The sequence below is a fragment of the Citrobacter tructae genome, from assembly GCF_004684345.1.
Classification (GTDB): Bacteria; Pseudomonadota; Gammaproteobacteria; order Enterobacterales; family Enterobacteriaceae; genus Citrobacter; species Citrobacter tructae.
Window position 1 is genome coordinate 3,336,832 of sequence record NZ_CP038469.1, and the last position, 25,357, is coordinate 3,362,188.

Annotated in this window: 22 protein-coding genes and 4 tRNA genes; 7 read left to right on the forward strand and 19 right to left on the reverse strand. The window is 52.4% G+C overall.

Annotated features, from left to right (window positions below; translation table 11 throughout):
• Positions 1–292 precede the first annotated feature (292 nt).
• Genes hemC through hemY form a run of 4 tightly spaced genes read left to right on the forward strand, consistent with a single transcriptional unit; the run spans position 293 to position 4,382 of the window.
• Positions 293–1,234 carry a hydroxymethylbilane synthase gene (gene hemC / locus E4Z61_RS16665; RefSeq protein WP_135323733.1) on the forward strand — a complete coding sequence of 314 codons (942 nt, stop codon included), beginning with the start codon at positions 293–295 and terminating at the stop codon, positions 1,232–1,234.
• Positions 1,231–1,971, forward strand: coding sequence for a uroporphyrinogen-III synthase (gene hemD / locus E4Z61_RS16670; RefSeq protein ID WP_135323734.1), 741 nt, complete (start codon positions 1,231–1,233; stop codon positions 1,969–1,971). Before hemC ends, hemD begins: the two co-directional genes overlap by 4 nt.
• 21 nt (positions 1,972–1,992) lie before the next feature.
• On the forward strand, positions 1,993–3,180 hold the full coding sequence (hemX, locus tag E4Z61_RS16675; protein WP_135323735.1) for a uroporphyrinogen-III C-methyltransferase: 1,188 nt from the start codon (positions 1,993–1,995) through the stop codon (positions 3,178–3,180).
• A gap of 2 nt (positions 3,181–3,182) precedes the next feature.
• Entirely contained in the window at positions 3,183–4,382 is a 1,200-nt protein-coding gene (gene hemY / locus E4Z61_RS16680; protein WP_167817584.1) for a protoheme IX biogenesis protein HemY, read from the forward strand.
• A gap of 427 nt (positions 4,383–4,809) precedes the next feature.
• Here hemY and E4Z61_RS16685 read toward each other — a convergent pair.
• The 18 genes from E4Z61_RS16685 to trxA all read right to left on the reverse strand — a co-directional run bounded on the left by E4Z61_RS16685 (position 4,810) and on the right by trxA (position 20,011).
• Positions 4,810–4,886: transfer RNA gene (locus E4Z61_RS16685), tRNA-Pro, on the reverse strand.
• Positions 4,887–4,928: 42 nt separating this feature from the next.
• Positions 4,929–5,015, reverse strand: a tRNA-Leu gene (locus tag E4Z61_RS16690).
• A 20-nt stretch (positions 5,016–5,035) separates the two neighbouring features.
• Positions 5,036–5,111: transfer RNA gene (locus E4Z61_RS16695), tRNA-His, on the reverse strand.
• Between the two features lie 56 nt (positions 5,112–5,167).
• A tRNA-Arg gene (locus tag E4Z61_RS16700) sits at positions 5,168–5,244 on the reverse strand.
• Positions 5,245–5,346: 102 nt separating this feature from the next.
• Entirely contained in the window at positions 5,347–6,732 is a 1,386-nt protein-coding gene (gene thrP, locus E4Z61_RS16705) for a bifunctional threonine/serine APC transporter ThrP (RefSeq protein ID WP_135323737.1), read from the reverse strand.
• Positions 6,733–7,011: 279 nt separating this feature from the next.
• Positions 7,012–7,752 carry a lipopolysaccharide N-acetylmannosaminouronosyltransferase gene (gene wecG, locus E4Z61_RS16710; RefSeq protein WP_135323738.1) on the reverse strand — a complete coding sequence of 247 codons (741 nt, stop codon included), beginning with the start codon at positions 7,750–7,752 and terminating at the stop codon, positions 7,012–7,014.
• 2 nt (positions 7,753–7,754) lie between these two features.
• Positions 7,755–9,107, reverse strand: coding sequence for an ECA oligosaccharide polymerase (wzyE, locus tag E4Z61_RS16715; protein ID WP_135323739.1), 1,353 nt, complete (start codon positions 9,105–9,107; stop codon positions 7,755–7,757).
• Complete coding sequence (locus tag E4Z61_RS16720) at positions 9,104–10,183, reverse strand: TDP-N-acetylfucosamine:lipid II N-acetylfucosaminyltransferase (RefSeq protein ID WP_135323740.1); 1,080 nt, start codon at positions 10,181–10,183, stop codon at positions 9,104–9,106. The genes wzyE and E4Z61_RS16720 overlap by 4 nt, the downstream gene beginning before the upstream one ends.
• Entirely contained in the window at positions 10,180–11,430 is a 1,251-nt protein-coding gene (wzxE, locus tag E4Z61_RS16725; protein WP_135323741.1) for a lipid III flippase WzxE, read from the reverse strand. Before wzxE ends, E4Z61_RS16720 begins: the two co-directional genes overlap by 4 nt.
• A 1-nt stretch (position 11,431) precedes the next feature.
• On the reverse strand, positions 11,432–12,562 hold the full coding sequence (gene rffA / locus E4Z61_RS16730; protein WP_135323742.1) for a dTDP-4-amino-4,6-dideoxygalactose transaminase: 1,131 nt from the start codon (positions 12,560–12,562) through the stop codon (positions 11,432–11,434).
• A 4-nt stretch (positions 12,563–12,566) separates the two neighbouring features.
• A complete protein-coding gene (gene rffC / locus E4Z61_RS16735; RefSeq protein ID WP_135323743.1) occupies positions 12,567–13,244 on the reverse strand; it encodes a dTDP-4-amino-4,6-dideoxy-D-galactose acyltransferase in 678 nt (225 codons plus the stop codon).
• Positions 13,241–14,503 carry a UDP-N-acetyl-D-mannosamine dehydrogenase gene (wecC, locus tag E4Z61_RS16740; protein WP_135323744.1) on the reverse strand — a complete coding sequence of 421 codons (1,263 nt, stop codon included), beginning with the start codon at positions 14,501–14,503 and terminating at the stop codon, positions 13,241–13,243. Before wecC ends, rffC begins: the two co-directional genes overlap by 4 nt.
• The gene (gene wecB / locus E4Z61_RS16745) at positions 14,500–15,630 is read right to left on the reverse strand and encodes a non-hydrolyzing UDP-N-acetylglucosamine 2-epimerase (RefSeq protein WP_135323745.1); all 1,131 of its coding nucleotides are present in this window, start codon (positions 15,628–15,630) and stop codon (positions 14,500–14,502) included. The genes wecC and wecB overlap by 4 nt, the downstream gene beginning before the upstream one ends.
• Positions 15,631–15,685: 55 nt before the next feature.
• A complete protein-coding gene (wzzE, locus tag E4Z61_RS16750; protein WP_135323746.1) occupies positions 15,686–16,732 on the reverse strand; it encodes an ECA polysaccharide chain length modulation protein in 1,047 nt (348 codons plus the stop codon).
• Between the two features lie 12 nt (positions 16,733–16,744).
• Positions 16,745–17,848 (reverse strand): UDP-N-acetylglucosamine--undecaprenyl-phosphate N-acetylglucosaminephosphotransferase, encoded by a 1,104-nt coding sequence (wecA, locus tag E4Z61_RS16755; RefSeq protein ID WP_135323747.1) that lies wholly within the window; start codon positions 17,846–17,848, stop codon positions 16,745–16,747.
• Positions 17,849–18,082: 234 nt separating this feature from the next.
• Positions 18,083–19,342: a transcription termination factor Rho gene (gene rho, locus E4Z61_RS16760; protein ID WP_096758948.1), complete on the reverse strand. Its 1,260-nt coding sequence runs from the start codon at positions 19,340–19,342 to the stop codon at positions 18,083–18,085.
• A gap of 78 nt (positions 19,343–19,420) precedes the next feature.
• Positions 19,421–19,528 carry a rho operon leader peptide gene (locus tag E4Z61_RS16765; protein WP_135323748.1) on the reverse strand — a complete coding sequence of 36 codons (108 nt, stop codon included), beginning with the start codon at positions 19,526–19,528 and terminating at the stop codon, positions 19,421–19,423.
• A gap of 153 nt (positions 19,529–19,681) precedes the next feature.
• On the reverse strand, positions 19,682–20,011 hold the full coding sequence (gene trxA / locus E4Z61_RS16770) for a thioredoxin TrxA (protein WP_001280776.1): 330 nt from the start codon (positions 20,009–20,011) through the stop codon (positions 19,682–19,684).
• A gap of 142 nt (positions 20,012–20,153) precedes the next feature.
• Between trxA and rhlB the strand changes: the two genes are divergently transcribed.
• On the forward strand, positions 20,154–21,422 hold the full coding sequence (rhlB, locus tag E4Z61_RS16775) for an ATP-dependent RNA helicase RhlB (RefSeq protein WP_135323749.1): 1,269 nt from the start codon (positions 20,154–20,156) through the stop codon (positions 21,420–21,422).
• A gap of 5 nt (positions 21,423–21,427) precedes the next feature.
• On the forward strand, positions 21,428–22,912 hold the full coding sequence (gppA, locus tag E4Z61_RS16780; RefSeq protein WP_135323750.1) for a guanosine-5'-triphosphate,3'-diphosphate diphosphatase: 1,485 nt from the start codon (positions 21,428–21,430) through the stop codon (positions 22,910–22,912).
• A gap of 40 nt (positions 22,913–22,952) precedes the next feature.
• On the opposite strand, the gene rep is transcribed toward gppA, so the two are convergent.
• On the reverse strand, positions 22,953–24,977 hold the full coding sequence (rep, locus tag E4Z61_RS16785; RefSeq protein ID WP_135323751.1) for a DNA helicase Rep: 2,025 nt from the start codon (positions 24,975–24,977) through the stop codon (positions 22,953–22,955).
• A gap of 84 nt (positions 24,978–25,061) precedes the next feature.
• On the opposite strand from rep, the gene ppiC reads away from it, so the two are divergent.
• Complete coding sequence (gene ppiC / locus E4Z61_RS16790) at positions 25,062–25,343, forward strand: peptidylprolyl isomerase PpiC (protein ID WP_015960967.1); 282 nt, start codon at positions 25,062–25,064, stop codon at positions 25,341–25,343.
• Positions 25,344–25,357: the final 14 nt, after the last annotated feature.

Consider the following 25,357-nt stretch of genomic DNA (forward strand, 5'->3'; position numbering starts at 1 on the left):
CCGTTACCGTTTTTTCGCCCCTCTTTTTTTAGGGGGTAAAGCTGAAAAAATGGTCTAAAACGTGATCAATTTAACACCTTGCTCATTGACCGTAAAGAAAGATGCGCTACATACAAGTGTAGCACCATTCGTTACGTGTAAATTCCTTCATACGGTCGGGAGGTATCTCGTCATTAATCACTGCCAGTGATGATGCAGCGCCTTTTCCTCTCACTAACGTTTGAGCGTAACGCTGACATCCCTTTGATAAGGATGTTAGGATGGTCAATGATTGATAATGACGGTAACAAGCATGTTAGACAATGTTTTGAGAATTGCCACACGCCAAAGCCCCCTTGCGCTCTGGCAGGCACATTATGTCAAAGACGCCTTGATGGCGAATCACCCCGATCTGGTCGTTGAACTGGTCCCTATGGTGACCCGTGGCGACGTGATTTTGGATACCCCGCTGGCGAAAGTCGGGGGGAAAGGTTTATTTGTCAAAGAGCTGGAAGTTGCGCTGCTGGAAAAACGCGCCGATATCGCCGTGCATTCCATGAAGGATGTGCCAGTCGAGTTCCCTGAAGGACTTGGGCTGGTCACTATCTGTGAACGCGAAGATCCACGCGATGCTTTTGTCTCAAATAAATTTAACTCTCTGGACGAACTTCCGGAAGGTAGCATCGTTGGGACGTCCAGCTTACGTCGCCAGTGCCAGTTGGCCAAGCGTCGTCCGGATCTTGTTATCCGCTCGCTGCGCGGCAACGTGGGCACACGCCTGAGCAAACTGGATAACGGCGACTATGACGCCATTATTCTCGCCGTCGCTGGCTTAAAACGCTTAGGACTTGAGTCACGAGTCCGTACCGCGATGCCACCAGAGATCTCTCTGCCGGCTGTCGGCCAAGGCGCAGTGGGCATAGAATGTCGACTTGACGATCTGCGAACTCAAGCGCTGCTAGCACCGCTCAACCATGAAGAAACAGCCCTGCGCGTCAAGGCTGAACGCGCCATGAACACCCGCCTGGAAGGGGGCTGTCAGGTGCCCATTGGCAGCTATGCTGAACTCATCAATGGTGAGATTTGGCTACGTGCGCTGGTTGGTGCACCTGACGGGTCACAGATGGTGTGTGGGGAGCGTCGCGGTGCACCGCAGGATGCCGAACAAATGGGCATTTCTCTGGCGGAAGAACTGTTAGAGAACGGTGCACGCGCCATTCTGGCTGAAGTCTATAACGGAGAAGCGCCTGCATGAGTATCCTGGTCACCCGCCCGTCTCCCGCTGGGGAAGAGTTAGTGAGCCGTCTGCGCACACTGGGGCAGGTGGCCTGGAGTTTTCCGCTCATCGAGTTTTCACCGGGTCGGGAACTGGCAACGCTTGCCTCCCGACTCTCGGCGCTCACGGAAAACGATCTGGTGTTCGCCCTCTCGCAGCACGCCGTCACCTTTGCCGATGCCGAGCTTCAGCAGCAAGGGGTAAGCTGGCCCTCTCTCCCGCGCTATTTTGCCATCGGCCGCACAACAGCGCTGGCGCTGCATACCGTGAGCAGATGCAATATTCACTATCCGCTGGATCGGGAAATCAGCGAAGTCTTGCTACAATTACCTGAATTACAAAATATTGCGGGAAAACGCGCGCTTATTTTACGCGGCAACGGCGGTCGGGAGCTGATAGGCGAAACACTGACAGCACGTGGAGCCGATATTGATTTTTGTGAATGTTATCAACGCAGTGCAAAGCATTACGATGGTGCAGAAGAGGCGATGCGCTGGCATACGCGCGGCGTGGCGACGGTGGTTGTCACCAGCGGAGAGATGCTGCAACAGCTCTGGTCGCTTATTCCGCAGTGGTATCGCGAGCACTGGTTACTACGCTGTCGGCTGCTGGTCGTCAGTGAGCGTCTGGCGCACCTCGCCCGGGAACTGGGCTGGCAAGATATTAAGGTCGCTGATAACGCCGACAACGATGCGCTACTGCGCGCATTACAATAACTCTCATAATGGGATGCCATAATGACGGAACAAGAAAAATCCTCCGCCGTGGTTGAAGAGACCAGGGAGGCCGTGGAAACCACGCCACAGCCAGTCAAAGCAGAAAAAAAGAACCACAACAGCACCGCGCTGATCCTGAGCGCAGTGGCGATTGCTATTGCTCTGGCGGCGGGCGTGGGTCTGTATGGCTGGGGGAAACAGCAGGCAACAACGCAGACCGCAACCAGCGATGCGCTGGCAAATCAGCTCACCGCGCTGCAAAAAGCGCAGGACAGCCAGAAGAGCGAGCTGGAAAGCATTATTAAACAGCAGGCAACGCAGCTGGATGAAGCCAGTCGCCAGCAGGCCGCGCTGGTCAAACAGCTTGATGAAGTCCAGCAGAGAGTCGCCACCATCTCCGGCAGTGATGCAAAAACCTGGCTGCTGGCACAGGCTGATTTCCTGGTGAAACTGGCCGGTCGCAAATTATGGAGCGATCAGGACGTTACCACCGCTGCGGCGTTACTGAAAAGTGCCGACGCCAGCCTGGCGGATATGAACGATCCCAGTTTGATTACCGCCCGTCGCGCGATTACCGATGATATCGCCAGCCTGTCTGCGGTTTCACAAGTCGACTACGACGGCATTATCCTGAAAGTGAATCAGCTCTCTAATCAGATTGATAACCTGCGTCTGGCCGACAACGACACCGACGATTCACCGATGGACTCCGACAGCAGCGAGCTTTCCAGCTCCATTAGCGAATGGCGCGTCAATCTGCAAAAAAGCTGGCAGAACTTTATGGACAGCTTTATTACCATTCGCCGTCGCGATGAAACCGCCGTCCCACTACTGGCACCGAACCAGGACGTTTATCTGCGCGAAAATATCCGTTCCCGTCTGTTAGTAGCCGCGCAGGCCGTGCCGCGTCATCAGGAAGAGACCTATCGCCAGGCGCTGGAAAATGTCTCCACCTGGGTACGCGCCTACTACGACACCGACGATGCAACCACCAAAGCGTTTCTTGACGAAGTGGATCAGCTGAGCCAGCAAAGCATCAGCATGAACGTGCCAGACACGCTGCAGAGCCAGGCCATTCTCGAGAAACTCATGCAGACCCGCGTGCGTAATTTACTGGCCCAGCCGACAACCTCTCCGGCCGAGGCTGCACCTGCACCTGCACCTGCACCTCAGACTGATACACCGGCAACTGTGCCGCAGGGAGAATAATGATGCTAAAAGTATTATTGCTCTTTGTGCTGCTGATCGCCGGGATCGTCGTGGGTCCGATGATCGCCGGTCATCAGGGCTACGTGCTGATCCAGACGGATAACTACAATATCGAAACCAGCGTGACGGGTCTGGTGATCATTTTGATCATCGCCATGGTAATTCTGTTTGCGATTGAATGGCTGATGCGCCGTATTTTCCGCACTGGTGCGCATACGCGCGGCTGGTTTGTCGGCCGTAAGCGTCGTCGTGCACGTAAGCAGACTGAACAGGCGTTGCTCAAGCTGGCAGAAGGCGACTATCAGCAGGTTGAAAAGTTGATGTCGAAAAATGCCGATCACGCAGAACAACCGGTCGTGAATTACCTTCTGGCGGCAGAAGCCGCTCAGCAACGCGGTGATGAAGCTCGCGCCAATCAGCACCTCGAGCGCGCAGCAGAACTGGCCGGGAACGATACGATCCCGGTAGAGATCGCCCGCGTTCGCCTGCAGTTGGCCCGCAATGAGAACCATGCCGCGCGCCACAGTGTAGACAAACTGCTGGAAGTGACGCCACGTCATCCGGAAGTGCTGCGTCTGGCTGAGCAGGCTTACATTCGCACTGGTGCATGGAGTTCCTTACTGGACATCATTCCTTCCATGGCTAAAGCGCGTGTGGGTGATGAAGAACACCGTGCCATGCTGGAGCAACAAGCCTGGGTTGGTCTGATGGATCAGGTTCGCGCCGATCAGGGTAGTGAAGGATTACGGACCTGGTGGAAAAACCAGAACCGTAAAACCCGTCATCAGGTTGCCCTGCAGGTGGCAATGGCTGAACATCTGATTGAGTGCGACGATCATGATACGGCACAGCAAATCATTATCGACGGACTGAAACGTCAGTATGACGACCGTCTGGTACTGCCCATTCCGCGTCTGAAAACCAACAATCCTGAGCAGATAGAAAAAGTGCTGCGCCAGCAGATTAAAGCCGTGGGTGATCGCCCGCTGTTGTGGAGTACGCTCGGTCAGTCATTGATGAAGCACGGTGAATGGCAGGAAGCTACGCTCGCCTTCCGTGCGGCCCTTAAACAGCGTCCAGATGCCTACGACTACGCCTGGCTTGCCGACGCGCTGGACAGACTGCATCAGCCGGAAGAAGCCGCGACAATGCGTCGTGATGGCCTGATGCTAACGCTGCAGAACAACAATCCCCCGCAGTAATTCCCCATTGCCCGGCGGCGATTCGCTGACCGGGCATTTCAATGATGTACACAAAGTCATTCGAGATGCACAGGCATAAAAAAACGCCCGCTCTTTTGGAGCAGGCGTTAAACAGGTCTGTATGACAACATAAATGGGTGCTTCACTCAACGTTATGTCCATGGTGTTTGATGAGGCTAACGCGACATCTGTCAGTGGACGATAAGCACCGTAAACGGCTCTGCGTCATTCCTGAGTTTATGAGGCCTGATGGCGAACATAAGAGATGGAATGAGCATCTACGGCGCATATTATACACAGCACGTGCTGCGATTACACTGCAAAAACCAGGTATTTGGACTTTTTAAGACTACAGGTAATTTGGACGCTAAACGCAGAGAAGGGAAAATCAGAAAACAAAAAACCCCGCCGAAGCGGGGTTCAAAATTGGTCGGCGAGAGAGGATTCGAACCTCCGACCCACTGGTCCCAAACCAGTTGCGCTACCAAGCTGCGCTACTCGCCGTTTTACTGCTTTTTTGAATTTTTAGTTCAATTCTTTAAGTCGTGGTGCGAGGGGGGGGACTTGAACCCCCACGTCCGTAAGAACACTAACACCTGAAGCTAGCGCGTCTACCAATTCCGCCACCTTCGCATTTCACAACTTTAAATTAATGGGGTGGCTAATGGGATTCGAACCCACGACAACTGGAATCACAATCCAGGGCTCTACCAACTGAGCTATAGCCACCACTGCAAATCTTTTACGCGGTATTAAAACCACCGCAGCTCCGGCACCTCACTAAATGGTGCGCCCGACAGGATTCGAACCTGAGACCTCTGCCTCCGGAGGGCAGCGCTCTATCCAGCTGAGCTACGGGCGCTTAGCGCCGTTGCGGGGCTGGATATTACGGAGGTCTCGGTCTGCTGTCTAGTGCTTTTTTAAAATAAATTATCGTTTGGTCATGGTTTGTGCGTTTTGTCGCTTATTCATGCGATTTTTGGCTAATCCCATGTCGGTGCAGACCAAAAACCTTATAAATGAGCGTCACGGCCAGTAAGAACCCCATGCCAACAAACAGCGACATTCGGGTATCTTCATTAAAGTACATACCGATTAATACGCAAATCAGGAACACCATCGTCAAATAATTCGCCCACGGGAACAGAATAGAGCGGAAAGGATGGCTGGCTATCGCGTCTTTGTGCGCCTTGCGAAAACGCAACTGGCTTATCAGGATCACAAACCATGGCACCATCCCCGGCAACACGCTGGCGCTATAGACATACACAAATACACGCTGCGGATTCGGAATGATGTAGTTCAGGCACGAGCCAATCAGCAAGATGGCGATAGAAATCGCCACGCCGGCAACCGGCACGCCATGGCGAGAGACTTTTCCAACAACCGCGGGCAACTGACGATTCTTCGCCAGCGCGTACAGCATACGACCACAGCTATACATCCCGCTGTTACAACCAGAGAGCGCGGCGGTCAGTACCACGAAGTTAATGATCCCAGCCGCAGCAGTAATACCAATTTTGGCAAACGTGAGAACAAATGGGCTACCGTTGCTACCAATCTCATTCCACGGGAAGATGGTGACAATAACGAAAATCGCGCCGACGTAGAAAATCAGGATACGCCACAGCACTTTCCCTACCGCACTACGCAACGTGACCTGTGGGTTTTTGGCTTCACCCGCCGTGATACCAATCAGCTCCACGCCCTGGTAAGAGGCCACCACGATACACAACGCTGTCAGGAAGCCTTTCCAGCCACCGGCAAAGAAGCCGCCGTGCTCGGTCAGGTTGCCAAAGCCAATCGCCTGACCGCCATTACCGAAGCCGAAGAAGATAACGCCGACCCCAATGACGATCATCACAATGATGGTGGTCACTTTGATCATGGCAAACCAGAATTCAATTTCACCATACAGGCGAACTGCGGCGAGGTTTGCCAACGCAACCAGTCCGACAGCAATCAGTGCGGGTATCCATTGCGCCATTTCCGGGAACCAGAACTGAACGTAGACGCCAATGGCGGTAATCTCCGAGATCCCCACCGCCATCCACATAAACCAGTACGACCAGGCGGTGAGATAACCAAAGAAGGGGCTAATATAACGGTGGGCATAAACCGCGAATGAACCGGCAACGGGCTCCAGAAACAGCATCTCGCCCATGGAACGCATAATGAAAAAGACGAACAGCCCAGCGACAATATACGCCAACAGAACCGACGGTCCCGCCCATTTCAGGGTACTGGCGGCCCCCATAAACAATCCGACGCCAATGGTGCCACCAAGGGCAATTAATTCGATATGACGAGCCTCCAGCCCACGCTGTAGCTCAGGTTTACTCTCTGCCATAAATCCTCTTGTTGTGTTTGCATGCTTTCCGGTATGACCGGTTATCGTTATGGGTACATCGTTTTTTTGCCATAACAGGCCATACGGCGCCGACCGCTGCACGGCTGGCACCAAAAACACCACAGCACTGTAATGATTGTTGCGAATGGTTTCCTAAAATCGCTTAAATGGCAATTAAAGCATTTAAAAAATGAATAGATTGTGTGAGAAATCAGCGATTATGTTGTGAATAAGTAGCGCACTCAGCAGAATGCGCTACGTAGCAGAGAAGTGAAGGACTCAGAGATTGCCGGTATAATGCCAGCGTAGATAGCGTAGTAAGCGAAGTTGACGGGTAATACGGCTCGGCTGCGACAACAGGCGGTACAGCCACTCCAGTCCGAGATTTTGCCAGACTTTTGGCGCACGCTTTACGTGACCGGTAAATACGTCATAGGTACCCCCCACACCCATATACAGCGCATCAGGGTGGACCAGGCGGCAATCACGCATAAAAATTTCTTGTTTCGGCGAGCCCATCGCCACTGTAACAATCTGCGCACCGCTTTCGTGAATGCGCTGAAACAGTGCCTGACGCTGTTGCGGCGTAAAATAACCGTCCTGGCTGCCTACAATATTAACGTTCCACTGCGCACACAGTTTTGCTTCTGTTTGCACCAGAACCTCTGGCTTGCCGCCTACCAGGAAGACCGGCGTTCCTTCCTGGCCGGCACGCGCCATCAATGCTTCCCAGAGATCGGCACCGGCCACGCGTGATACCTGGGCCTGTGGGAATTTTTTGCGCACAGATCGCACCACGCTAATCCCATCCGCGTATTTGAATTCTGCGGCATCAATCAGCGCGCGAACTTCAGGATTATCTTCCGCTGTCAGTATCTTCTCGGCATTGATCGCCACCAGCGTTCCCTGTCTGAGGTGTCCTTCGGCAAACAGGTAATTCAGCGCATGCTGCATATCGCGCCAGCCAATCAGTTGTAATCCGCGCAGTGAATACAGCGGCGCAGTGGTGTTATCAGTCATTACTATCCTTCAACCTGTGTCCGGGGCAGCGATTTTATGCGTTTATGAATAAGTCCGGCACTGTCAAACAACCAGAACAACAGTTTTGCCACAAGTAAACAGACACCAAAAATCACGAGGAAAAAGACCACTCGCGAGACAAACGAATCCAACCCTTCTCGTGCCAAAACGATCATATTGAAAATGGCACCAAAACAGAAGCTGTGCAAAATCGCCGCCTTATAGCGATTTGTCTCCCGGTTACCTAATTCGTACAGCCAGTCGAACCATTTGATGATAAGCCCAACCACAATCGCACCTAACGGGATAAATAACGCCCCGCCCATCACCACCAGCGAACCAATCAACGTAGGCGAAATCGCCAGACCTGAGTGGTTGTTCAACACTTCCCAGGTGAAATAGTTTGCGGAGTTGAGTACGATGCTCGGTCGTCCTGGCCACAGCCAACTGGGGATAAACACGTAAAAATCACGCACGATCGGGGCTAGCCCCTGGAACTCAATATTGTGGTAATTCTGCAGCAACAGCGCCAGATTTTCCCACGGCGAGAAGGTGTCGCGCGTCAGGTACAAGAAAGTATAAAACGCTTCGTCGCCGCTGACGTTCATGCCATAGCGCTTCAGCGCCAGCCAGAACATCCCGACAATGCCCAGCACGCCTGCTGCCGCCAGCATCCACAGCGAAATCCAGCCGCGAATAATGCCGATAAACAGGAAGATGGCAAAGGCGATGATGATATTGGCGCGCGTGCCACCCACAATCATATAGGTCAGCAAGCCAAACGCGACAGTGCTCACCAGGAAAAATAGCCACGCTTTGCTGTCCTGACGCAAGAAGTAAACCACCAGCATTGCCGGAATGAAGAAGTAGAAGAAGCGCTTCAGTGCCACACCAGAGACTTCACTGGAGAAGATCTGACTGTAAGACTGCAGTCTGAACAGCAGAAAACCGTTGTGCATAAAGAATATGCCCACGCTAACCAGCGCGATGGCCATCAATATTATCCACGTCAGATGAGCCTCAACGCGATTGATAGTAAACAGCGGTTTACGCGGTTTTTCCGCCACTCGCCGGCGTAAGCGGGTTTTATAGGTTACATAGTAGACGGCATAGAAACAGGCGGCAGAAAGCAACGCCTGCAACAGAATTTCCGGCGGAGCCACCGCGACGTCGAAGCGGAACACCAACACGCTGGTCAGCGGGAAACCGAAGAAAAACGTTAATAAAAACAGCAATGAGAAGAACACATTGAAGTTAAAACGTACGCGTCGGAACTCAAACCAGGTCAACGTGGCAATAAACAGCGTGGAGAGCAGCCACACCACCAACAGACCGCTGAATTGCATCAGACTCATACCGTCTCTCCAGAAGCAATTTTCAGCGCGTTATGCCACGGTTGCAGGTAATTCGGGCTAAAGAAGGTAATGGCGCTTTTATCGACCAAGGCCAGCTGGCGTTGCGCTTCTCGCACAATACCTTCATTGAGTTCATCTGTCGTAAACAATACCGGCAGATTTTGTTCTGCCATATCCTGCCAGAAGGGGTTTTCGCGGTTAAGCACACACGGGATACCGGCCTGGATCAACAGACACAAGGTTCCAATCCCTTGCTGACGGGCAAAAATAAAGTAGCCCAAATCGCACTGGCGTAGTAACGCCAGATAAGCATCAAATTCCAGCTTTTCGTTGAGTATTTGCAGATTTTCCGCGCTAAACAATGCCAGACCAGCCTGACGAACTTCATCAATATACGCCGCATTATTGGCAGGATAGCCCATGGGCACAATCACGTTCACCGTATCGCCAAACTGCTGATGCACGGCGCGCAGCGCGGCAATATGATCATTACTGCGATCGCCGGAGTTCCCCACCAAAACCGTTATTTTCCCGCTGCGTTCGCACCCGTTGCTCATCGTATTGAGCGACGGATCCATGCGCGTTGGGAAATAGAGCAGCTCGCCACGGACGTGCGGATGTTGTTCGGAGAAATAGCGTAAATCCCCACGAGTGGCAAATACGCAGCCTACGCGGTTTTGCGCCATGCGACGGATCGGATAAAACAGGCGGAATTTCAGCCCACTGGAGACTTCATACAGATCGGCGCCCCAGATGTGCCAGTAAAACTGCTCAGGTTTAATTCCCCCACTCAGCAGCGCCAGCCACAGGCTGGTATTGAACTGACCGTGGAAGAAGAAACGCTGTTGACGATCCGCTTTCGCTTTCTTGATAACCGCCTCTGCAAGCGCCTTTTTTCCACCGTAGAAACTCAGCGCTAACGCCGGGCAGCTCTCGCTGAGTCCCGCATCCTGGCCGGCAACCATAAACACGCGCGCGTGTTTGCTCGTCGCGGCTAACGAATCGTTGAAAAACCGCAGTACAGTTTGGTTATGGTGAGGGATATCCGATCCCAGAACGTGAATCAATACTGTCATGCCCGCCTACGCCAGAGTAAAAATACGCCGCAACAGAGAGAGAAATAGACCACATACGTTGCCATATACGCCTGGGCTGCTCCCAGAGCACCGTGTGCGGGGATCAGCCAGTGGGCAAATGCCGTCAATAAAGTGAACTGGCTAATTTCAGCCAAAATATAAAACCGCAGCGACGCTTTCGCGATCACCAGATAACCAAAAACGTAGGCCCCCACTTTCAGGACATCGCCCACCAGCTGCCAGGCAAACAAATCTCGCATCGCGATAAATTTCGCGGAAAACAGTAGCCAGATAGCAAAGTCACGCAGCAGCCAGACGGTAAAACTCGCAGCGGCAACCGCCGGCAGCACAAACTTCAGCGACTTCACCACCTCGCGCGAAATGTCATGCTTTTCAGTCAAACGCGACAGCGTCGGCAGCAAGTAAACGCTGAATGAGGCGGTGATAAATTGCAGATACGCATCGGAAATGCTACTCACCCCTTGCCAGATCCCAACATCATCCCAGCTGTAATGCGCAGCCAGCAAGTTTCGCATCATCACGTACGCCACCGGCAGCGTCACGGAGGTGATCAACGCCATCAGCGTAAACTTGCTTAACTGACCGGCCAGACCGTTATCCCAGCAGGGTTTCAGGTAATGTAGTGGGATAGTCCCACGTTTAATCAACATCGCTGCCGCGGGGATCACCACCAGCGCAGGCACCAGAGCCAGCCCCAGCAACGCGCCTTCGTAGCCTCCGAGACGATAGCAGCCATAATAGGCCACCACGCCCACCAGGCTACCGACAATCAGCGACAGCGCATTACCTGCTGCATCGCGGAAGCCTTTCATCAGCGCCAGCAGCAGGTTAGCCCAGGCAATGCCCATCTGTACCAGCGCAACCAATCGCACCAGCCCCTGATAATGGGTATGTCCAAACAATCCCTGGCTGATCGGCGCTGCCGCCAGCAAAAAAATGGCGGCCATAAGCGTGGAGAACCCCAGCACCATCGCAGAAGAGGTGCCGACCACGTTGCGTAACCGCGCTGGATCGTCATGGTGCTGCGCAACGTACTTCGTGACGCCGTTGAAAATTCCGGCGCCCGCCAGCACGCCCAGCACGGTGACCATCTGGCGGAAATTACCCGCCTGACCCACACCCGCCGGGCCAAATGAAACGGCCAGCAGCTTCACGACCAGCAAGCCCACACCAATTTTTACCAGCGTACTGGCTGCAGTCCACAGGGACGCTTTAGCAAGCGACATCTCAGGCGAAGTAGTTCAGTAAGGTCGTAATCACTGTGCGCTGGTTAACCGGCGACAGATTGTAAAACAGCGGCAAACGCAGCAGACGCTCGCTCTCTTTGGTAGTGTAACGATCAACACCCACAAACTCGCCAAATTTATCGCCTGCGGGGCAATCATGCAGCGGGATATAGTGGAACACCGCCATGATTTCGGCTTCTTTCAGGAAATTAATCAACGCGCTGCGATCGTCGATATCGCGCAGCTTGATGTAAAACATATGGGCGTTCTGCACGCAACCATCCGGTATGGAGGGCAGATCAATACGCCCGGCGCGCGCCAACGGTTCCAGCGCATCGTAATAATTCTGCCACAGCGCCAGACGCTGCTGATTAATACGATCCGCCGCTTCCAGTTGTGCCCATAGATAGGCGGCTTGCAGATCGGACATCAAATAGCTGGAACCAATATCTCGCCAGGTATACTTATCTACCTGACCACGAAAGAACTGGCTACGGTTCGTCCCTTTTTCACGGATGATCTCTGCACGTTCAATTAACTTTTTATCGTTAATCAGCGTCGCACCACCTTCACCACCCGCGGTGTAGTTTTTCGTTTCGTGGAAGCTAAAGCAGCCGATGTGACCAATTGTTCCCAGCGCCCGACCTTTGTAGGTCGACATGACGCCCTGAGCGGCATCTTCCACCACAAACAGGTTGTACTTTGCCGCCAGCGCCATAATGGTATCCATTTCGCAGGCAACGCCCGCGTAATGCACCGGCACGATAGCACGGGTTTTGTCGGTTATTGCCGCTTCAATCAGCGTTTCATCAATGTTCATCGTATCCGGGCGGATATCCACAAAGACGATTTTTGCCCCGCGCAGCACGAAGGCGTTGGCGGTAGAGACAAACGTGTAGCTCGGCATAATCACTTCATCGCCAGACTGGATATCCAGTAACAGTGCCGCCATCTCAAGCGAGGCAGTACAGGACGGCGTCAGCAGCACTTTCGCGCTGCCAAAATGCTGCTCCAGCCATTGCTGGCAACGACGGGTAAATCCACCGTCACCGCATAGTTTGCCGCTGCTCATCGCAGACTGCATATAATCAAGCTCAGTGCCCACCACCGGCGGTGCGTTAAATGGAATCATTTTGTCACCTGTATAACCAGTACGCAGTGCTTTCTACATTGGCACCGCTCTGTATATAACGTTTAAGCGCGGCGGTGTTGCCCATCTGGGTCGCCACGCGCAATGTTGTTTTACCGCGGACCTGCGCCCAGCAAATCGCAGCCTGCATCAGTTCTGCGCCCGCACCGCGACCGGCCAGCAGGCCAATGCGCGCGTCGGTATCATTCAGTTCACGCAGTGAGACATAGCCGCGAATTTCGCCTGCCTGTGTGCGAAAAACGAGACACTGATGGTCAAACGTGCCCAATACGGCATTTTCAATCCACTGCGCGTAGAAACGTGCGCTGGCATCTGGCGCGTACCACGGCGTACGAAAACGGCTTTGCGCGAACGCCTGACCCGCCAACTGGCGTAGCGCCGGGATATCTGTAGTTTGTGCGACCTGCACATCGGGATTGTCATTAGCGCCCGTGACCGGTAGCGCCAAATCCACCTCCCCTTCGACCAGAGAGAAACCCAATTGCTGCAATGCGTCTAATTCCTGAGTGTTTGCCGCAGGAATTTTCGCCTGTACCCGTTCCCAGGGTAGCAACGCCTCCACAGTCAGTACCGGCGCATGCGGGTCAAAACGAACAATGGCGCTCTTCACGCCAAAGAACGTATTTTCCCAATTCAGCGGCTCAATACTGGCGCGGATTGTCACCGCCAGACTCCTTTGGTATCAATCACATACTGCTGATGAACTGCATCGCCTTTAATCGCTTTAAATTCATTATGGTCGACCAGCATTACCAGTACATCGGCGCTTGCCAGCGCATCGCCGAGTTTCACCAGCGAGCAAAGACCATCCAGTTTTTTTGGCAGTTGATGGATGTTTGGTTCCACCACCAGCGTTTCACCGCGGTGCCACTGGGCGATGCTTAGCGCGATGCCCATCGCCGGGCTTTCACGTAAATCGTCGATATTCGGTTTAAATGCCAGGCCAAAACAGGCTATTTTTACTTCGCTGGCGCGTTTGTTCGTCTCAGCCAGATAATCCGCCACGGCGGCTTTTACCTGCTCAACAACCCACAGAGGTTTGCCATCATTCACTTCACGTGCGGTGCGGATTAATTTCGCCTGCTGCGGGTTCTGCGCCACAATAAACCACGGATCGACGGCAATACAGTGGCCGCCGACGCCCGGTCCTGGCTGCAGGATATTGACGCGTGGATGTCGGTTCGCCAGACGAATCAGTTCCCAGACGTTTATCTCCTGTTCGGCGCAAATCAGCGACAGCTCATTGGCAAAGGCGATGTTAACGTCACGAAAGCTATTTTCAGTGAGTTTGCACATTTCCGCAGTGCGGGCATTGGTCACCACGCATTCCCCTTCAAGGAAGATGTTGTACAACTCGCTGGCACGCGCGGAACAAACGGGCGTCATCCCGCCAATCACGCGATCGTTTTTAATCAGCTCGACCATCACCTGGCCCGGCAGAACGCGCTCTGGGCAATAGGCAATATTAACGTCCGACTCTTCTCCAGCCTGCTGCGGGAACGTCAGGTCGGGTCGCATTTCTGCAAGCCATGCAGCCATCTGTTCGGTTGCCCCGACAGGTGACGTTGATTCGAGGATCACCAATGCGCCTTTTTTCAGCACCGGCGCCAGGGACTTCGCCGCCGCTTCGACGTACACCATATCGGGCTCATGCTCCCCTTTGAACGGGGTAGGCACAGCAATTAAATATGCGTCCGCGTCTACGGGTTTGGTGGTCGCACGAAGATATCCCTCTTCGACAGCTGTTTTCACCACGGCACCGAGGTCAGGTTCAACAATATGGATCTCACCACGGTTAATGGTGTCCACCGCATGCTGATTAACATCTACGCCAATCACGTGTTTTTGACGGGAAGCAAAAGCAGCTGCGGTTGGCAGCCCGATATAACCCAGCCCAATGACAGAAATGGTCGTAAAACTCATAGCGATATCCGATTGTTTTTTAAAGCGTGTAAAATGCGACCACACGCTTGCCCATCGCCATACGGATTATGGGCCCGGCTCATGGTCTGATATTCATCTTCGTCATGCAGTAAACGCGTGACTTCTTCCACAATTCGCTGCGGATCTGTTCCCACCAGCCGCACTGTTCCTGCGGTAATGGCCTCCGGACGCTCCGTCGTTTCTCGCATCACCAGCACTGGTTTACCCAGAGAAGGGGCTTCTTCCTGAATACCACCAGAATCGGTCAGGATCAGCCAGGCATGATTCATCAGCCAGACAAACGGCAGGTATTCCTGCGGCTCGATCAGAATCACATTGTTAACGTGACCCAAAATGCGATTAACCGGTTCGCTGACGTTAGGGTTCAGGTGCACCGGGTAGACAATTTGCACATCCTGATTAGCCGCTGCAATTTCTGCCAGCGCATGGCAGATTTGCTCAAAACCGCGCCCAAAGCTTTCCCGGCGATGACCTGTCACCAGGATCATCTTTTTATCCGAGCTCAGGAAAGGATAATGCTCAGCCAGTTCAGCCCGCAGCTCATCGCTCGCCAGTACGCGATCTCGAACCCAGATCAACGCATCAATGACCGTATTGCCGGTGACAAAAACGCGGTCATCGGCAATATTTTCTCGTAACAGGTTCTGGCGTGAGTTTTCTGTTGGGGCAAAATGATACATAGCCAGATGCCCGGTCAGCGTGCGGTTCGCCTCTTCCGGCCAGGGTGAATAGAGATCGCCCGTTCGCAACCCAGCTTCAACATGCCCGACAGGAATACGCTGATAAAACGCGGCCAGACTGGTCGCAATAGTCGTTGTGGTATCACCGTGTACCAGTACAACATCAGGTTTAAACTCAGCCAGAATAGGCTTTAATCCTTCAAGGATTCGACAGGTAATTTCGGTGAGCCCCTGACCTGGCTGCATAATATTGAGATCGTAGTCAGGTACAATAGAAAAGAGGTTCAACACCTGATCAAGCATCTCCCGATGCTGCGCAGTGACGCAAACTTTCGCCTCAAAATGAGGATCTTTTGCCAGCGCATGAACCAGAGGTGCCATCTTGATGGCCTCCGGTCGCGTGCCAAATACAGTCAGTACTTTCACATCGATTCTCTTCGGATTGGCAGCGAGGGCCCAGCCCCTCACTGCAACGGTGTTGCTAAATCGGGCGGCGACGGGTTAACGCGACACCTGCGCCGATCAAGGCCCCGACAATGCCCCACATAATCATCAGGAAGGCACGGCGTGGGCTATCACGTTTTACCGGTTCTTCCGGCGTCCGCAAATAACGATAGGTCTGAAAACGTGGGTCCAAAGTAGGACCTACGTTCAGAGTATTCAGCATGGCTCTGTTTTGGAAATAATCCAGATCGAATTCCGGACCAACAGCCTGCAGGTTTTCGAGTCGCGCTTGCAGCATAGGACGTCCGAGTAAAAACAGCTCAGATTCCGGTAATTCATCTGCTGGCACATCCGTTGAAGTGCGAGAAATATTATGCATTTCTGCAATTTTGAGCGCCTGTTCAATGTTATGAACGCGGCGAGAGAAGAGAGATTTCGCCACCTCTTCCTGGCGTTTAACCTGCGCCTTCATCTGTACAGTACGCGCAGCCCACGCGCCTTTTAACTCATCATTCAGATGACCTGCCGCTCGCTGGCTGGCAAACGCCACATACTGGCGCAGCAGGTTGTTGGCATCAGGCGCCGTTTCCGCAATCAGCTTCACGCTGTCATTGGTACTGCGCAGTGCATCACCAGGCATAAACTGAATGTTAGTGATTAACTCATCCAGCAATGCCGCATCGGCTTTACTGTTTCCGACCATCCGTTGCTTAAAGTAATCTGTCTGCTGCCAAAACTCACGACGCGTATCCCATGAGGCAACCTGCATGACGAACTCTTTATACGCTTCGTCCATCACCGACGGTTGATCCGCTGACGCCAGGCTGGCCTTAATATCCAGATTACGTAAAAACTGCTGTTGAGAGTAATAGCCACCCAACATATTCACCGTTGGACGGTCAGAAATGGCTGTCGCGCTCCACTCCTGACGTGCAAAAAACGTATAGGCGAGAGCAACAAGCGCAAAGACGAAGGCCATACCGACAATCCACGCCTTCCCTGCCCATAAGGTCCGAAACAGCCCACGGATGTCCAGTTCATTTTCAGTGTTCACGGCATGTTCTCCCGGTAATGGCTGTGTCATCGTATCCTCAATTTACTTGGTTAAGTTTGGATTGCTTTCACGATTTCTACGCAGCTTGCGTTTCAGACGCTTGATAAATCTCGCCACCTTCCAGGCTCGTTTAATACAGATGTCGTACAAGCAGAATGCCAGTAAAAAGAGGATCAGCATCACCCATTCCGGGACGATATGAGAATATTCAGCCAGTACGCCGATGGAAGCCAGAATTGCTGCAGCCAGCGTAATCAGGACAAAAGCCTGCCGGGAGGTAAACCCAGCGCGCATAATTAAATGGTGAATGTGCTGGCGATCCGGGGAGAAAGGACTCATGCCCTTACGTAAGCGACGGTACATGATTGCCACCATATCCATTAACGGAATGGCAATAATCCACAGGGCAGTGACCGGACTAATTGGATGCGTTGGTCCTTGGGTAGTCTCCAGCAGGATCCAAATCACCGTAAAACCAATCAGTGTACTACCTGCATCACCCATAAAGACTTTATAACGGCGTCCAAGGATCCCCAGGTTCAGCAGGATATAAGGCAGAATGGCAGCGATCATGGCAAAACACCAAATTGCCAGGCTGGTTTGTCCGTCAAACCAGAGGATAAGCCCCATCGCAACAAAGGAAACGCTGGACAGCCCACCTAACAAACCGTCGATCCCATCAACCATATTGAACGCGTTAATTGCTGCCCAGACGGCGAAAAGGGTAAGGAAATAACCAAACGGGCCGAGCACCATCTCCCAGGGGCCAAAAATATACCCAAGACTTAGCAGGTAGAGCTTACCAACCGACATCATAATGATGCCGATAAAAGCCTGAATGGTAGCGCGAATTTTTACGCTGATATCAAAACGATCGTCCAGCGCGCCGATAAAGACCAGCACACCGGCACAGGCAAGGTAGAGAGAAGCATGTGGGATGTAATAATCGGCGATTAAGAACGTGAAGCAAATACCTGCGTAAACCGAAATTCCCCCAACCAACGGTATCAGCCCCTGATGGCGTTTACGGTAGTTAGGTTTATCCACTAAACCGATCTTTTTTGCGACCTTACGCGCAAAAAAAAGGAACAGTGTCGTGAATAGAAAAATACTGATGAGATCAGTACTTGCTGTCAGTAAATTCACAATGCGTGCTCTCAGAGAAAATTATTAGCAGAAGTATAACCACGAAGACCTTTATTCAGAAGGGAAACTCCGTTCCGAAACGCCTGTTTTGTATAATTATTAGCCACACGATACCAATGATGTATCGAACGCAAAATAAAGACGAGTGATATCACTGTTGTTAATGTGTCACTTAGGTTACAGACATAAAAGCAAAACGCCACGTAAACGTGGCGTTTTCAGAGGATGCCCGACTTAAGAACGTTTCATCATGTCGAAGAAGTCGTCGTTGGTCTTGGTCATCGCCAGCTTATTAATGAGGAATTCCATCGCATCAATCTCACCCATCGGATGGATGATTTTGCGCAGGATCCACATTTTCTGCAGCTCTTCCTGAGTGGTGAGCAACTCTTCTTTACGGGTACCGGAACGGTTGTAGTCGATAGCCGGGAAGACGCGTTTTTCAGCAATCTTACGCGAGAGGTGCAGTTCCATGTTGCCGGTACCTTTAAACTCTTCATAGATAACTTCATCCATTTTAGAGCCGGTATCGACCAGAGCCGTCGCGATAATCGTCAGGCTTCCGCCCTCTTCCACGTTACGTGCCGCACCGAAGAAACGTTTCGGACGATGCAGGGCGTTAGCGTCCACACCACCGGTCAGTACTTTACCGGAAGCCGGTACCACGGTGTTGTAGGCACGCGCCAGACGAGTGATGGAATCGAGCAGGATGATAACGTCTTTCTTGTGCTCAACCAGACGTTTCGCTTTCTCGATAACCATTTCCGCAACCTGAACGTGGCGGGATGCTGGTTCGTCAAAGGTGGAAGCAATCACTTCACCTTTAACCAGACGCTGCATCTCGGTCACTTCTTCCGGACGTTCGTCGATCAGCAGTACCATCAGTACGCAATCCGGATGGTTGTACGCAATACTCTGTGCAATGTTCTGCAGCAGCATGGTTTTACCGGCTTTCGGCGGTGCCACAATCAGACCACGCTGACCGCGACCGATCGGAGAAGCCAGATCCAGGACACGCGCCGTTAAGTCTTCCGTTGAACCGTTACCACGTTCCATACGCAGACGTGAGTTTGCGTGCAGCGGGGTTAAGTTCTCGAACAGAATCTTATTACGCGCATTTTCCGGCTTGTCGTAGTTAACTTCGTTAACTTTCAACAATGCAAAGTAACGCTCACCCTCTTTAGGAGGACGAATCTTACCGGAAATGGTGTCACCAGTGCGGAGGTTGAAACGGCGGATTTGGCTGGGAGATACGTAGATGTCGTCGGGGCCTGCGAGGTAGGAACTGTCTCCAGAACGGAGGAAACCAAATCCATCCTGCAATATCTCCAGCACACCGTCACCAAAGATATCTTCGCCACTCTTTGCGTGCTGCTTCAGGATGGCAAAAATAATGTCCTGCTTGCGCATACGAGCCAGGTTTTCCAGGCCCATATTTTCGCCGAGAGTGATCAGCTCAGAAACCGGCGTATTCTTTAATTCGGTAAGATTCATAATGGTGTGAGTTCTTAAACTTGGGGTAAATCTCGAACTTAATGTTGTGAATGGTATGGCAGGGTCATCCATGCCTGTTTACGGCCATCGACTCATGTCTGTTCGCTGTCTGGTCACAGGAAAGTACACAGAACTGAAACGACAAGACGGATTGAGTGACAAGCCAGGAATCTGTCCACTTCTCACGCGAGAAACAACGGGAAGTATTGGATAAACAAGATTCAAACTTAATAAGGTATGTTTAATACGAAGTCAACACTAACTTAGCACGACTCAAGTCGGGCGTCCAGTCATCCGAAGAATTTTGGAATCGGGTCGCCCGAACTTGATAATTCCGTCTTACGCCAGGTTAGCGTCGAGGAACTCTTTCAACTGACCTTTGGACAGTGCACCGACTTTTGTCGCCGCAACTTCACCGTTTTTAAACAGCAACAGGGTCGGGATGCCACGGATACCATACTTCGGCGCGGTGCCTGGGTTTTGGTCAATGTTCAGTTTCGCAACCGTCAATTTGCCCTGATACTCGTCAGCGATTTCATCCAGAATTGGAGCGATCATTTTGCACGGACCGCACCACTCTGCCCAGAAATCAACGAGGATAGCTCCGTCCGCTTTGAGTACATCCGTGTCAAAACTGTCGTCTGTCAGGTGAATAATTTTATCGCTCATAATAACTCCACAGGAATAAGCCTGGTGTGTTGGTGTAGCATAAACCAACTAGGTGTTGATGTTGACTTCGCCAACAAAGGTTGACTTTATTTCACCGGATACGCTTTCGTAAAGCAATAGTAAGCTGATATTCTACCACACTATGAGCAAAACACATTTAACAGAACAGAAGTTTTCCGACTTCGCCCTGCACCCTCAGGTGATAGAAGCCCTTGAAAATAAAGGGTTTCATAATTGCACGCCCATTCAGGCACTGGCCCTCCCGCTAACGCTGGCAGGTCGTGATGTTGCAGGGCAGGCGCAAACCGGTACCGGGAAAACGATGGCGTTTCTGACGTCGACGTTTCATTATCTCCTCTCTCATCCCGCGATTGCCGATCGCAAGGTGAACCAGCCGCGTGCCTTAATTATGGCACCAACGCGTGAGTTAGCCGTGCAGATCCACGCCGATGCGGAACCACTGGCGCAGACTACCGGCCTGAAATTAGGCCTGGCCTATGGCGGCGACGGTTATGACAAACAGCTGAAGGTGCTGGAAAGCGGCGTCGATATTCTTATCGGCACCACGGGCCGTCTCATTGACTACGCAAAACAGAACCACATCAACCTGGGCGCGATTCAGGTGGTGGTACTGGATGAAGCCGATCGCATGTACGATCTGGGCTTTATTAAAGATATTCGCTGGCTGTTCCGTCGTATGCCGCCAACCAACCAGCGTCTGAATATGCTGTTTTCCGCAACCCTTTCTTACCGCGTTCGCGAACTGGCGTTCGAACAAATGAACAACGCCGAGTATGTTGAAGTCGAACCGGAACAGAAGACGGGTCACCGTATAAAAGAAGAACTCTTCTATCCTTCAAACGAAGAGAAAATGCGTTTGCTGCAAACGCTGATTGAAGAAGAGTGGCCAGATCGCGCCATTGTTTTTGCAAACACCAAACACCGTTGCGAAGATATCTGGGGCAGCCTTGCTGCTGACGGTCATCGCGTAGGGCTGCTCACCGGTGACGTGGCACAGAAAAAACGTCTGCGCATTCTGGAAGAGTTCACCCGTGGCGATCTCGACATTCTGGTAGCGACAGACGTGGCCGCACGTGGCCTGCATATTCCAGCCGTTACACATGTGTTTAACTATGACCTGCCGGATGACTGTGAAGACTACGTTCACCGTATTGGTCGTACCGGTCGAGCAGGCGCAAGCGGACACTCCATCAGCCTTGCCTGTGAAGAGTATGCGTTGAATTTACCTGCCATCGAGACCTATATCGGCCACTCGATTCCGGTGAGCAAATATAACCCGGATGCACTGATGACCGATCTGCCGAAGCCGCTGCGCCTGACGCGACCGCGCACAGGCAATGGTCCGCGCCGTACCGGTGGTGCTCCGCGTAATCGTCGTCGTTCAGGTTAAGAAATATGCTAAGCACTTCCTCGCTGTACGCCGCAATTGATTTAGGCTCGAATAGTTTTCATATGCTGGTTGTACGCGAGGTGGCGGGAAGCATCCAGACGCTCACGCGGATTAAACGCAAAGTACGTCTGGCCGCTGGCCTGAATAGTGATAATGCGCTCTCTGCTGAAGCCATGGAGCGCGGTTGGCAATGTCTACGCCTGTTCGCTGAACGTCTGCAGGATATTCCTCAGCCACAAATTCGTGTGGTCGCCACAGCAACACTGCGCATCGCCACCAATGCCGATGTTTTTATTGCTAAAGCGCAAGAGATCCTTGGCTGTGCCGTTCAGGTTATTAGTGGTGAAGAAGAAGCCCGGCTGATTTATCAGGGGGTAGCCCACACCACTGGCGGTGCCGATCAGCGCCTGGTCGTCGATATCGGCGGAGCCAGTACCGAACTGGTCACCGGCTCCGGCGCACAAACGACCTCCTTGTTTAGCCTGTCAATGGGCTGCGTAACGTGGCTTGAACGGTATTTCACCGATCGTAATCTGGCACAGGAAAACTTTGACGAGGCAGAGAAGGCGGCACGTGAAGTCCTGCGCCCTATCGCAGATAAGCTGCGTTTTCATGGCTGGAAAGTCTGCGTTGGCGCTTCTGGTACCGTACAGGCGCTACAGGAAATCATGATGGCGCAGGGCATGGACGAGCGCATTACGCTGGCAAAACTTCAGCAGTTAAAGCAGCGCGCCATTCATTGCGGACGTCTTGAAGAGCTGGAAATTGAAGGATTAACGCTGGAACGTGCGCTAGTGTTCCCCAGTGGACTGGCAATCCTGATCGCGATTTTCACTGAGTTAAATATCCAATGCATGACCCTCGCTGGCGGCGCATTACGTGAAGGCTTGGTCTATGGCATGCTGCACTTGCCGGTAGATCAAGATATTCGCAGCCGCACGTTGCGTAATATTCAGCGTCGATTTATGGTCGATACCGAGCAAGCCCATCGCGTTGCCAATTTAGCGGGTAAATTTTTCGAGCAGGTAGAAAAGAAGTGGCATCTTGACGCGATAAGTCGCGAACTGCTACAAAGTGCCTGTCAGTTGCACGAAATAGGCTTGAGTGTGGAGTACAAGCAGGCACCGCTGCATGCCGCCTGGCTGGTGCGCAATCTCGATCTCCCAGGATATACCCCCGCACAGAAAAAACTGTTAGCTACGCTGTTACTCAACCAGACCAACCCGGTCGATCTCTCTTCGTTACACCAGCAAAATGCCGTGCCGCCGCGCATCGCGGAACATCTTTGTCGTTTGCTACGTCTGGCGATCATTTTTGCCAGCCGTCGCCGGGACGATTTAGTGCCAGAAATTCATCTGGATGCGAAGAATGAACATCTTACGATAACGCTGCCTGAAGGCTGGTTGGCGCATCATCCGCTGGGTAAAGAGCTGATCGATCAGGAAAGCCAGTGGCAAAGCTATGTCCACTGGCCTTTAGAAGTTCGGTAATGATTGTGATGTTGGATAGTGGCGTAACTGCCTATCCAGCCTATGATTTCTCTCGCTTTGCTGCCATCATCGCTTTCAGATTCGCCAGGTGATTTTGCCCTTTTTGCATCCGTTCCTCCGCGCTCACCACTTTTCGCTCCTGCTCCCAGATAATATCGTCCTGCGGTAACTCCAGCAGAAAACGACTTGGCTCCGGGCGAATCAACTCACCGTACTGACGACGCTCTTTACACAGCGTAAAGATCAGTTCTTTCTGTGCACGAGTGATGCCGACATAGGCCAGACGACGCTCCTCATCGATATTATTTTCATCAATACTGCTCTGGTGGGGCAAAAAACCCTCTTCCATTCCCACCATAAACACGTACGGGAATTCCAGTCCTTTTGAGGCATGCAGCGTCATCAACTGCACCTGGTCCAGGTCTTCTTCACTCTCCCCACGCTCCATCATGTCGCGCAAGGTAAAGCGGGTGACCACCTGGGTCAGCGTCATCGGCTCATCAATATCACTACCTTCAAGCATTTCCGTCATCCAGCTAAACAGCGTATTGACGTTTTTCATGCGCATTTCGGCGGCTTTCGGGCTGGGTGAGGTTTCATAAAGCCACGATTCGTAATCAATACCGTGGATCAGGTCGCGTACGGCAGCAATCGGTTCGCGCTCGGCCAAACGCTGAATTTCGCCCAGCCAGTGTGTAAAGCGGGTCAGCGACTCATAGCCACGCCCGGTTAGCGTCTGGCTAAGCCCCATATCAAAGCTGGCGGTAAACAGGCTTTTATTACGTGTCATCGCCCATTCGCCCAACTTTTGCAGCGTAGCCGGGCCAATTTCACGTTTTGGCGTATTCACGATGCGCAGAAATGCGCTGTCATCATCAGGGTTACTCAGCACCCGCAGATAAGCCAGCAGATCTTTAATCTCCGGACGGGAGAAAAACGATGTGCCGCCGGAAATTTTGTATGGGATGCGGTTCTGCATCAGGAACTTTTCGAACACCCGCGACTGATGGTTGCCACGGTACAAAATCGCGTAATCTTTATACTGCGTCTTGTTAACGAAATGATGGGCAATCAGTTCGCCGGTCACGCATTCCGCTTCATGCTCTTCGTTATTAGCACTTAATACTTTAAGTTCAGCACCGTACCCAAGCTCGGAAAAGAGTCGTTTTTCAAAGACATGCGGGTTATTAGCGATGAGAATGTTTGCCGCTTTCAGGATGCGTCCGGAAGAACGGTAGTTCTGCTCCAGCTTAACGACCTGTAATGCCGGGAAATCTTTGCTTAGCAGCACCAGATTTTGCGGACGCGCACCGCGCCAGGAATAGATCGACTGATCGTCATCGCCCACCACGGTAAAACGCGCTCGGCTACCCACCAGCAGCTTCACCAGTTCGTACTGGCTGGTGTTGGTGTCCTGGTATTCATCCACCAGCAGATAGCGGATTTTATTTTGCCAGCGCTCGCGCACTTCTTCATTACGCTGCAACAGTAGCGTCGGCAGCAGGATCAGGTCATCGAAGTCCAGCACGTTGCAAGCCTTCATGTGCGCATCGTACAGACCGTAGCAGTGGGCAAAAATACGATCGCGCTCACCTTTAGCACTGGCAGCCGCTTGCGCCGGTGTCATCAGATCGTTTTTCCAGTTGGAGATCGTCGAGATCAACTGTTGGAGAATCAGCTTATCATCTTCGATGAGCCCTTCAGTCAACTCCTTCAGCAACGCCACCTGGTCGGTGTCATCGAACAATGAAAAGTTCGACTTCATGCCCAAAGCAGCATATTCGCGCTTAATAATATCCAGTCCCAGGGTATGGAAGGTGGAGATCATCAGCCCGCGCGCCTCTTTACGACCCAACGTCTGCGCCACACGTTCTTTCATCTCGCGCGCGGCCTTGTTGGTAAAGGTCACCGCCGCAATATGCCGAGCCTGATAGCCGCATACGCGGATCAAATGCGCGATTTTATTGGTGATCACGCGAGTTTTCCCGGAGCCAGCCCCCGCCAGCACCAGGCATGGGCCGGTGACAAATTCGACGGCTTGTTGTTGTCCGGGGTTTAAACGCATAAAAATCACTCAATGAAAGTCGGGAGGGGAAATTTAGAGCATGGTAGTATAGCCAGCCTTAACCACACCACTCAAGGCACGATCATGGCAAAAACAGCAGCAGCACTGCATATCCTTGTTAAAGAAGAGAAACTGGCTCTGGATCTTCTGGAACAAATTAAAAACGGCGCCGACTTCGAGAAACTGGCGAAGAAGCACTCTACGTGCCCATCAGGTAAAAAAGGCGGCCACCTCGGTGAATTCCGTCAGGGCCAGATGGTTCCGGCATTTGATAAAGTGGTCTTCTCCTGCCCAGTGCTGGAGCCAACGGGCCCACTGCACACCCAGTTCGGTTATCACATCATTAAGGTGCTGTATCGTAACTAATAAAAAACCCGGAG

What these genes read in the sequence shown, in the direction of transcription:
- hemC (WP_135323733.1), top strand. Translation starts at nt 293, where the DNA reads ATGTTAGACAATGTTTTGAGAATTGCCACACGCCAAAGCCCCCTTGCG.
- hemD (WP_135323734.1), top strand. Translation starts at nt 1,231, where the DNA reads ATGAGTATCCTGGTCACCCGCCCGTCTCCCGCTGGGGAAGAGTTAGTG.
- hemX (WP_135323735.1), top strand. Translation starts at nt 1,993, where the DNA reads ATGACGGAACAAGAAAAATCCTCCGCCGTGGTTGAAGAGACCAGGGAG.
- hemY (WP_167817584.1), top strand. Translation starts at nt 3,183, where the DNA reads ATGCTAAAAGTATTATTGCTCTTTGTGCTGCTGATCGCCGGGATCGTC.
- thrP (WP_135323737.1), bottom strand. Translation starts at nt 6,732, where the DNA reads ATGGCAGAGAGTAAACCTGAGCTACAGCGTGGGCTGGAGGCTCGTCAT.
- wecG (WP_135323738.1), bottom strand. Translation starts at nt 7,752, where the DNA reads ATGACTGATAACACCACTGCGCCGCTGTATTCACTGCGCGGATTACAA.
- wzyE (WP_135323739.1), bottom strand. Translation starts at nt 9,107, where the DNA reads ATGAGTCTGATGCAATTCAGCGGTCTGTTGGTGGTGTGGCTGCTCTCC.
- E4Z61_RS16720 (WP_135323740.1), bottom strand. Translation starts at nt 10,183, where the DNA reads ATGACAGTATTGATTCACGTTCTGGGATCGGATATCCCTCACCATAAC.
- wzxE (WP_135323741.1), bottom strand. Translation starts at nt 11,430, where the DNA reads ATGTCGCTTGCTAAAGCGTCCCTGTGGACTGCAGCCAGTACGCTGGTA.
- rffA (WP_135323742.1), bottom strand. Translation starts at nt 12,562, where the DNA reads ATGATTCCATTTAACGCACCGCCGGTGGTGGGCACTGAGCTTGATTAT.
- wecC (WP_135323744.1), bottom strand. Translation starts at nt 14,503, where the DNA reads ATGAGTTTTACGACCATTTCTGTCATTGGGCTGGGTTATATCGGGCTG.
- wzzE (WP_135323746.1), bottom strand. Translation starts at nt 16,732, where the DNA reads ATGACACAGCCATTACCGGGAGAACATGCCGTGAACACTGAAAATGAA.
- rho (WP_096758948.1), bottom strand. Translation starts at nt 19,342, where the DNA reads ATGAATCTTACCGAATTAAAGAATACGCCGGTTTCTGAGCTGATCACT.
- trxA (WP_001280776.1), bottom strand. Translation starts at nt 20,011, where the DNA reads ATGAGCGATAAAATTATTCACCTGACAGACGACAGTTTTGACACGGAT.
- rhlB (WP_135323749.1), top strand. Translation starts at nt 20,154, where the DNA reads ATGAGCAAAACACATTTAACAGAACAGAAGTTTTCCGACTTCGCCCTG.
- gppA (WP_135323750.1), top strand. Translation starts at nt 21,428, where the DNA reads ATGCTAAGCACTTCCTCGCTGTACGCCGCAATTGATTTAGGCTCGAAT.
- rep (WP_135323751.1), bottom strand. Translation starts at nt 24,977, where the DNA reads ATGCGTTTAAACCCCGGACAACAACAAGCCGTCGAATTTGTCACCGGC.
- ppiC (WP_015960967.1), top strand. Translation starts at nt 25,062, where the DNA reads ATGGCAAAAACAGCAGCAGCACTGCATATCCTTGTTAAAGAAGAGAAA.